This is a genomic window from Nocardia amamiensis NBRC 102102 (genome assembly GCF_001612745.1).
GTDB lineage: Bacteria > Actinomycetota > Actinomycetes > Mycobacteriales > Mycobacteriaceae > Nocardia > Nocardia amamiensis.
Genome location: NZ_BDBA01000254.1, coordinates 1 through 8,910 on the forward strand (window position 1 = coordinate 1; position 8,910 = coordinate 8,910).

8 protein-coding genes are annotated in these 8,910 nt (G+C 66.8%); 3 read left to right on the forward strand and 5 right to left on the reverse strand.

Annotated features, from left to right (window positions below; translation table 11 throughout):
- Positions 1-797: 797 nt before the first annotated feature.
- From NA4_RS33725 to NA4_RS33735, 3 genes are all read right to left on the reverse strand, one after another.
- The gene (locus NA4_RS33725) at positions 798-977 is read right to left on the reverse strand and encodes a DUF5302 domain-containing protein (protein ID WP_067479424.1); all 180 of its coding nucleotides are present in this window, start codon (positions 975-977) and stop codon (positions 798-800) included.
- Between the two features lie 149 nt (positions 978-1,126).
- On the reverse strand, positions 1,127-1,627 hold the full coding sequence (locus tag NA4_RS33730) for a pyridoxamine 5'-phosphate oxidase family protein (RefSeq protein ID WP_067479413.1): 501 nt from the start codon (positions 1,625-1,627) through the stop codon (positions 1,127-1,129).
- 33 nt (positions 1,628-1,660) lie between these two features.
- Positions 1,661-2,362 (reverse strand): IclR family transcriptional regulator, encoded by a 702-nt coding sequence (locus NA4_RS33735; protein WP_067479414.1) that lies wholly within the window; start codon positions 2,360-2,362, stop codon positions 1,661-1,663.
- A gap of 155 nt (positions 2,363-2,517) precedes the next feature.
- On the opposite strand from NA4_RS33735, the gene leuC reads away from it, so the two are divergent.
- From leuC to NA4_RS33750, 3 genes are all read left to right on the forward strand, one after another.
- Complete coding sequence (gene leuC / locus NA4_RS33740) at positions 2,518-3,939, forward strand: 3-isopropylmalate dehydratase large subunit (RefSeq protein ID WP_067479416.1); 1,422 nt, start codon at positions 2,518-2,520, stop codon at positions 3,937-3,939.
- Between the two features lie 39 nt (positions 3,940-3,978).
- Positions 3,979-4,587, forward strand: coding sequence for a 3-isopropylmalate dehydratase small subunit (gene leuD, locus NA4_RS33745; protein WP_067479418.1), 609 nt, complete (start codon positions 3,979-3,981; stop codon positions 4,585-4,587).
- Between the two features lie 156 nt (positions 4,588-4,743).
- Complete coding sequence (locus tag NA4_RS33750) at positions 4,744-5,379, forward strand: HU family DNA-binding protein (protein WP_067479420.1); 636 nt, start codon at positions 4,744-4,746, stop codon at positions 5,377-5,379.
- Positions 5,380-5,549: 170 nt separating this feature from the next.
- Here the strand turns inward: NA4_RS33750 and NA4_RS33755 are convergent, their stop codons facing one another.
- Together NA4_RS33755 and NA4_RS33760 are read right to left on the reverse strand one after the other, a co-directional pair.
- A complete protein-coding gene (locus NA4_RS33755) occupies positions 5,550-6,512 on the reverse strand; it encodes an NUDIX hydrolase (RefSeq protein WP_084497698.1) in 963 nt (320 codons plus the stop codon).
- The gene (locus NA4_RS33760) at positions 6,509-8,680 is read right to left on the reverse strand and encodes an RNA degradosome polyphosphate kinase (RefSeq protein WP_067479422.1); all 2,172 of its coding nucleotides are present in this window, start codon (positions 8,678-8,680) and stop codon (positions 6,509-6,511) included. The genes NA4_RS33755 and NA4_RS33760 overlap by 4 nt, the downstream gene beginning before the upstream one ends.
- Positions 8,681-8,910 lie beyond the last annotated feature (230 nt).

Sequence of the window (8,910 nt, forward strand, 5' to 3'; positions counted from 1 at the left end):
CGCTCCTTGTTGGAGGGCTTGGCTTCCGGACCTGGGAGCTTTGTCCCCTGGGCGCCCCTGGCTGGAGGACTTCATCTCCGGGCATCGCTGTTAGCGGGTCACCTCCGGAGCCCACCTGGGGACCTTCGGCTATCGGGGGGTCTGGCTGAAGGGTTTCGCCTTTGGGCATCGCTGTTGGCGGGCTTCGCGTCCGGGACCTCGCCTGGGGACCTTCGGCCTCCGGGACGTTTGGCTGGAGGTTTCGACTCCGGGCATCCCTGTGGGATGGCTTCGTCCGAGGGCGCTTGTGCGAGTTTGTTCCCGAATCTCTGGCTTGGGCTGCGCGCTCAGGTTCCCGGTGCGGTATGTGTTGCCGGGGTGCTTGGCGTGGGCTTCTGTTCCCGAACTCGTGGCTGAGGGGTCGCTCTCAGATTTCCAGTGCGGGATGTGTTGCCGGGCTGCCGGGCATGGGCTTCTGTTCCCGAATCGCTGGCGCAGGTTTCGCGTCCAGATGACTGGTTCCGGCCGCTCCTGGCAGCGGGGGCGGGTTTGCCCTGCCTGGTGGCAATACCGGCGTGGCCTGCGGAGTGGGTCGCGTGTAGGTCTGGGCGGCTCGGGTGGGTGTGGGACAGCGGGCGGTGTCTTGGGTTGTGGGATTGGTCGCACTGCCTGGTCGATTGTCCCGCCGTCTGGGGTGCGGGCTCGTGTGTGGTGGAGGGCACGGTTTCGGCTGTTCCGCAGTGGTTGTTCGCGGTGACCGGGGCGAAACGAAAGGCCCTCCAGCGATCTTGCTGGAGGGCCTTCGGCGTGGTTGCGGACTATCCGCTCTTGCGGCGGAATTCCCGCTTGTGGGCGGCTGCGGCGTGCGTCGCGGACGCCTTGGACCGTCCGTCGAGGTGGTCGGCCGCGCGGGCGTTCTGCTGGTTCTTGCGCTCCAGTGCCTCCCGGAACTTGCGCTTCACCTCGTCGGCGCCATTGGACTTATCCGAATCCGCCATCGGCTGCTCCTCGTCGTTGCGGCCGCGCAGCGCGCCCTCGCGGGCGTCGATGCCAGGCCGATTCATGTCGAACACGTCGAAACTATCCCGTGCGAGGCGGTTGTGTCAGTTCAATTTCGGGCGCGTCGTGCTGCGCGAGCGTGCTTTGTTCAGTCCAGCGCGTGCGCGGTGGTGCCGCCGAGCGGCATGCGAGGAAGGCCGAGCTTGCGGTGATCCCAGCTGCGCGTGCGCTCGGCGACGACGCGGACGGCGACCCGCTTGTTCAGCATGGACTCCACCATCGGGCGCACGTCTTCGGTGTAGGGGCCGGTGTAGCGCTCCCAGACGCTCACACCGACGGCGAAGAGTTTCGCGGCGTCCTCGATGATCTCGGCCCGTCCTTCGATCGACACACCCCGCAGCTGGTCGTAGGTGTCGCCCGCTTCGACCAGGCAGGAGACCCGCGGATCGCGGCGCAGGTTGACCGCCTTCTGCGACTTGGCCTTCGTCTCGAACCAGATCTCGCCATCGATGAGCGCGTACCACATCGCGGCCAGGTGCGGCGTGCCGGTGGGACCGATGGTCGCCAGCGTCGCGATCCGGCTGCGCACGAGGAACTCGGTGATCTCGGTGTCGGACATCACGATCTGTGCCCGTTGGTTGACTCCCATGGGCCAACTCTAGAGAGTCCGCACTGAAACGTGTTATAGGCGCTTGTGCAATGCCTCGGCGGCCGCGACCAGGTCCGCCGCCCAACGCGCGCCGGGCCTGCGGCCCATCCGATCGATCGGGCCCGACACCGACACCGCAGCGACCACGATGCCGCCGGCGTCGCGCACCGGCGCGGAAACGCTTGCCACACCGGCCGCGCGCTCGGCGGCGCTCTGTGCCCAGCCGCGCTTGCGCACCTCGGCCAGTGCGCGGTCGCCGAATACCGCGTCGGCCAGGATGGTGCGCTGAAGCTCCGGGTCGGCCCACGCCAGCAAGACTTTGGCCGCCGAGCCCGCGGTGAGCGGAAGCCGCGCTCCGACCGGAACGGTGTCGCGCAGGCCGGCGGGGGGTTCCAGCGCCGCGACGCACACGCGGGCGTTGCCGTCGCGGCAGTAGAGCTGGACGCTTTCGCCGGTGATCTCGCGCAGGCGGGGCAGGATCGTCGACGAGGCCTCCAGGAGCGGGTCGTTGGCGCTGGTCGCGAGCTCGGCCAAGGCGGGTCCGGGGCGCCAGGTCCCGTTGCTGTCGCGGGCGAGCAGGCGATGCACCTCCAATCCGACAGCGAGACGATGCGCGGTGGCGCGGGGCAGGCCGGTGCGCTCGCACAGCTCGTTGAGACCGGAGGGATGCTCGGCTACGGCGTACAGGACCGCCACTGCTTTGTCGAGGACGCCGATGCCGCTATGCTGTCTCATAGAACGATACTAGCGTCTCGAATGCTGAGAAATCTACCAACACGGATTCCAGCTATCAGCGTTCCGACCAGGCGTAGCTATCCAAAACTGTGCAACCGTCGCCGCGTCGAAGTCCAGATCGCGGAACGGCTGCTTCGTCCGAAAGGTGATCGACCATGGCCGAACCGCGCACGCTGGCCGAGAAGGTATGGGACCAGCATGTCGTCGCTCGCGGGGAGGGTGAGGGTGCCTCGCGCGAGCCAGACCTGATCTACATCGACCTGCACCTGGTCCACGAGGTGACCAGCCCGCAGGCCTTCGACGGACTGCGCGCGGCGGGCAGGCCGGTGCGGCGGCCGGATCTCACGATCGCGACCGAGGACCACAACGTGCCGACGATCGATATCGACAAGCCGATCGCCGACCCGATTTCGCGCACCCAGGTGGAGACGCTGCGGCGCAACTGCGCGGAATTCGGTGTGCGGCTGCATCCCATGGGCGACCTGGACCAGGGCATCGTGCACGTGGTCGGCCCGCAGCTCGGTCTGACCCAGCCGGGGATGACGGTGGTCTGCGGCGACAGCCACACCTCGACGCACGGCGCGTTCGGCGCGCTGGCGATGGGTATCGGCACCTCCGAGGTCGAACATGTGCTTGCCACCCAGACCCTCTCGCTGCGCCCGTTCAAGACGATGGCGATCACTGTGGACGGCGCCATGCCCCCTGGCGTGACTAGCAAGGACCTGATCCTGGCCGTCATCGCGAAGATCGGCACCGGCGGCGGCCAGGGCTATGTTCTGGAGTACCGCGGCGAGGCCATCCGGGCCATGTCCATGGAGGCCCGAATGACGATCTGCAACATGTCCATCGAGGCGGGCGCTCGTGCAGGCATGATCGCCCCGGACGAGACGACCTACGAATTCCTCCGGGGACGCCCACATGCCCCGCAGGATGCCGACTGGGACGCCGCGGTGGCCGCCTGGGAGGCGCTGAAGACGGACGAGGGCGCGGCTTTCGACGCCGAGGTGCACATCGACGCCACCACGCTGACCCCGTTCGTCACCTGGGGCACCAATCCGGGCCAGGGCGCCCCGCTGGGCGACGCGGTGCCGGACCCGGCTGCGATCGCCGACGAGGTGGCCCGCGAGTCCGCGGAGAAAGCGCTGCGTTACATGGACTTGGAGCCGGGTACTCCGCTTCGGGAAGTGTCGATCGACACCGTATTCGTCGGTTCGTGCACCAACGGACGCATTGAGGATTTGCGTGCGGTGGCCGCGATTTTGAAGGGACGCCATGTCGCCGACGGCGTGCGAATGTTGGTTGTACCGGGGTCGATGCGGGTTCGCGCACAGGCGGAAAAAGAAGGACTGGGTGAGATTTTCACCGCGGCGGGCGCCGAATGGCGGCAGGCGGGCTGCTCAATGTGCCTGGGAATGAATCCGGACCAGCTCGAGCCCGGCCAGCGTTGTGCCTCCACCTCGAACCGCAACTTCGAAGGAAGGCAGGGCAAAGGCGGCCGTACGCACCTGGTTTCTCCCCTCGTAGCGGCCGCGACGGCGGTCCGCGGAACCCTGTCCTCGCCTGCGGATCTGGACTGACCGGCCCCGATTCCCTCAATCAAACCCAGGAGATTCGTTATGGAAGCCTTCACCGTGCACAAGGGCATCGGGGTGCCGCTGCGCCGCTCCAATGTCGATACCGATCAGATCATCCCCGCCGTCTACCTGAAGAGGGTGACTCGTACTGGATTCGAGGACGGGTTGTTCGCCGCATGGCGCACCGATCCCGACTTCATTCTCAACATCGAGCCATACAACAGGGGTAGTGTGCTGGTGGCGGGCCCGGATTTCGGTACCGGATCCTCGCGTGAGCACGCGGTTTGGGCGCTGTCGGACTACGGCTTTCGGGTGGTCATCTCGTCCCGGTTCGCCGACATCTTCCGCGGCAATGCGGGTAAGGGCGGTCTGGTGGCCGCTCAGATGTCACAGAACGATGTCGAAATGCTCTGGAAGTTGCTCGAGGAACAGCCCGGCTTGGAATTGGTTGTGGACCTCGGGGCGCGCACTGTGACGGCTGGAACCGTCGTGTTGCCGTTCGATATTGATGACTACACCAGGTGGCGTCTGCTCGAGGGTTTGGACGACATCGGGCTCACGCTGCGGCGGGAAGACGCCATCGCCCGCTTCGAAAAGGCAAGGCCAACATGGAAACCCGCCACCCTCCCGGCACATATTTCGCAGACGTAATCACCCCCGGCGGTTAGCTGGGTGGCCGGAGTTGCGGTAGCTGGACGTGTGCTAAACCACATGAATTTTGGCGTGGCACATAGACTCTTGCCCAAAGTGGGTTTACCGTGGTACCTAGTCGGTCCGACGACGGGCCATTAGTCTGCGGAGGATTCAATGAACAAGGCGGAACTGATCGACGTTCTGACCGAAAAGTTGGGTACGGACAGGCGCACGGCCACCGCGGCAGTCGAGCATGTGGTCGACACCATCGTGCGTGCGGTGCACAAAGGTCAGAGCGTCACAATCACCGGATTCGGTGTGTTCGAACAGCGCAAGCGTGCGGCTCGAGTCGCCAGGAACCCGCGCACCGGCGAAACCGTGAAGGTGAAGCCCACATCGGTGCCCGCGTTTCGCCCTGGCGCTCAGTTCAAGGCGGTGATCGCGGGTAAGCAGAAGCTGGCTGCGACCGGCCCTGCGGTCAAACGCGGTGTGGGTGCGCCGGTGGCGGCGAAGAAGGCGGCGAAGAAGGCAGCGAAGAAGACCACGGCGAAGAAGGCGACCCCCACCAAGGCGCCCGCCAAGACCACGGCACGCAAGGCCGCGGCCAAGGCTCCGGCGAAGACCACCGCCCGGAAGACCGCGGCCAAGAAGGCACCTGCGAAGAAGGCCGCGGTAGCGAAGAAGGCTCCGGCCAGGAAGACGGCCACCAAGGCCACGGCGGCCAAGAAGACCACCGCCAAGAAGACCGTCGCCAAGAAGGCGCCTGCGAAGAAGACCGCGGCCAAGAAGACCACGGCTCGCGGCCGCTGATCCCGAGCCACCGCCGGATCGGCGCCGAATGTGCGGCCCCGAAGACTGGGCCCATTCGCCTCAACGTCGAGACGGCCCCGGGAAACACCCGGGGCCGTTTTCGGATGTTCGTAATCAGTAGCAGTCGGCGGTAGGCGGGTGCTCGCTCACAGCGGCGCGCCGTCGAGTCGTCAGTCCTTCACGACGTAGGCCGACAGCGATCGATCCAGATGGTCGGCGGCCACCAAGCGCCGCCCGGCGAACGACAGCACCCACACGCTGCCCTTGCGGTTGCGTGCCGACTGCAGCGCGACGCCGTCTCGTTCGGCCAGCCAACCAAGCAGGTCCGGGATCACCTTTCCCTGAGTACAGACGACGCGAACGACTTTGTCGGACACCAAATTTCGAAAACGCTCGCGGGCCTTGTCCGGGCCGGCGTCGTAGCCTTGCTCGGAAAACAGTGGCTCGATGGCAATTTCGGCGTCGAGTCGCTCTGCCAGCGGTGCCACCGTCTGCACGCACCGCAGCGGATCAGCCGAGTAGATCTCGGATGCGTTGAACGCCAGCAGATTCGGCACCAGCGCCTGCGCCTGTTCCTTGCCTTCGCGTTCGAGCGGGCGCTGGTCGTCGGGTCCGGTGAAGCGGTCCCTGCGGCCCGCTTTCGCGTGCCGCACCAGCAGCAGGGTGCTGGTGCGCGCGGGCAGGCGGGTGAAGGCGCGCACCACCTGGCGGTCCATCGGATACGACAGTTGGTCCATCACGCGGTCGAGCGTGTACCAGCTGAGCACGTCCACCTCGGAATTGGCCGCGAACTCGCCGCCTACCAGTTCGGCGGCCCAGTAGTCGACCCGCTTCAGCTTTCGATGGCCGGGAATCGGGTAGGTCACGTGGCCGAGGTAGCGGCCGAGCTTGCTCGCGAGCCCGGTTTCTTCGGCGACCTCACGGACGGCGGCCAGCACCGGGGTCTCGCCGGGGTCCAGCTTTCCCTTCGGCAGCGACCAGTCCCCGTACTTGGGCCGGTGGACGACCGCGATCTCCACCGCTCCCTGCCTGGATACCCGCCACAGCACCGCTCCCGCGGCGTGGATATTGGCGGTGATGCGGGGATCCCAGAACGGGCCCCCCTCTTGTTCGAACCCGCTTTCCTCGCTCACTGCTGCTCGGGTCTCCGCAGCCGCATCAAGAACTCCTGGTGATCTCTGATCTTGTCGCCGTTTCCGGATATCCCCGGCGAGGCGCGCCAGGTGCCATCGGGTTGCAACACCCAGCAGCGCGTCGTCGGTGACAGCGCCGAGTCGAACACGTCGCCGAGTTGCTCGGTCAGCCGCGGATCCTTCACCTGCGCCATCACCTCGACCCTGCGGTCGAGGTTGCGGTGCATCATGTCGGCGCTGCCGATCCAGTACTCGTCCTGTGCCTGGAAGTGCAGGATCCGCGAGTGCTCCAGGAACCGTCCCAGGATGGAGCGGACCTCGATGTTCTCGCTCATGCCCGGCACGCCGGGGCGCAGGCCACAGATACCGCGCACCACGATCCGTACCGGCACGCCCGCCTGCGAGGCCCGGTACAGCGCGTCGATGATCTCCTCGTCGACGATCGCGTTGGCCTTCAACCGGATTCGGGCGTCGTGCCCCTGGGCCGCCAGCTCGGTTTCGCGCTGGATGCGCTCGATGATGCCGGAGCGGACGCTGTGCGGGGCGACGAGCAGGTTGCGGTAGTGCTCTTTTCGTGAGTAGCCGGTCAGCGAATTGAACAGGTCGGTCAGGTCGGCGCCGATTTCCGGTGCGGCGGTGAGCAATCCGACGTCCTCGTAGAGGCGGGCGGTCTTCGGGTTGTAGTTGCCGGTGCCGATGTGGCAGTAGCGGCGGATGGTCGCGCCCTCCCGGCGCACCACCAGGCAGGTCTTGCAGTGCGTCTTGAGGCCGATCAGGCCGTACACGACGTGCACGCCCGCCTGCTCCAGCGCGCGCGCCCACTTGATGTTGGCCTGCTCGTCGAACCGCGCCTTGATCTCCACCAGGGCGACGACCTGCTTGCCCGCCTCGGCGGCGTCGATGAGCGCGTTGACGATCGGGGAGTCGCCGGAGGTGCGGTAGAGCGTCTGCTTGATCGCGAGCACCTGCGGGTCGGCGGCGGCCTGTTCGATGAACCGCTGCACGCTGGTGGAGAACGAGTCGTACGGGTGGTGCACCAGCACGTCGCCCTCGCGCAGCGCCGCGAACACGTTGCGCGGCGTCTCGCGCTCGCCGAACGCGGGGGGCGTCGCGGGGACGTACGGGATGTCCTTCAGATTCGGCCGGTCCACGCCGTAGACCTGCCAGAGGCAGGACAGATCGAGCAGGCCGGGCACCTGGACGACGTCATCGGGATGGACGTCCAGCTCACGCAGGAGCAGATCGAGCATGTGCTCGGTCATGTCGTCGGAGACCTCCAGCCGCACCGGGGAACCGAACCGGCGCCGGGCCAGCTCGCGTTCCAGTGCTTGGAGCAGGTCCTCGTCGCGGTCCTCGTCGACCTCGAAGTCGGCGTTGCGGGTGATCCGGAACGAGTGGTGCTCGACCACGTCCATGCCGGGGAACAACAGGTCCAGATGCGCGGCGATGAGCGCTTCCATCGGCAGGAAAGCCGCGATGAGCGAGCCGGATTCGGTGCGGCGCACGCGGACGAACCGGTCGACGTTGTCGGGCACCTTGACGCGGGCGAAATGCTCGCCGCCGGTGGTGGAGTCTTTAACCGTGACGGCGAGATTGAGACTCAGCCCGCTGATGTAGGGGAAGGGATGCGCCGGGTCCACCGCGAGCGGCGTGAGGACCGGGAAGACCTGGTCCTGGAAGTACCCCGAGAGGCGCTGGCGTTCGTCGTCGTCCAGGTCGGTCCAGTCGATGATCGCGATGCCTTCGGCGGTCAGCGCGGGCAGCACGCTGTCGAGGAAGACGCGGGCATGCCGTACCGCGATCTCCTGGGTGCGCGCGGCGATCAGCTCCAGTTGCTCGCCGGGGGAGCGGCCGTCGGCCGAGCGCACGAGCAGACCGGTCTCGGCGCGCCGTTTCAGGCCCGCCACCCGCACCATGTAGAACTCGTCGAGGTTCGAGGCGAAGATCGCGAGGAACTTCGCTCGTTCCAGCAAAGGAAGCGAGGCGTCCTCGGCGAGGGCGAGCACCCGGGCGTTGAAGTCGAGCCAGCTCAATTCGCGATTCAGGTAGCGATCACGTGGCAACCGCGGAGCCGCCGACTCGGCGGACAGGGGTGTCGCCGCCGGGGGTGGGGTGGGAAGCAACGGCTGCTGCTTGACGGTTTCCGTATCGCTCACACCAACGATCATCCCCTACCGAAGAGCCCGTGTGCAGCCCCGAGGCGCGATTGACGTATGTCTCACGCCATCGCGGCGACCGGCTAGCACACGTGTGGAACGTGTTCGTGAACGACGCCCGGCCAACCGATGTCATGCAGGACAGCGTGGGTCGCGTCGCCGATACCGAGCGCTACCGCGCGGTCCAGATCGTCGGCGGTGTCCACGTCCAGGCGCAGTCCCGGCCAGTCCCCGGCGAGATC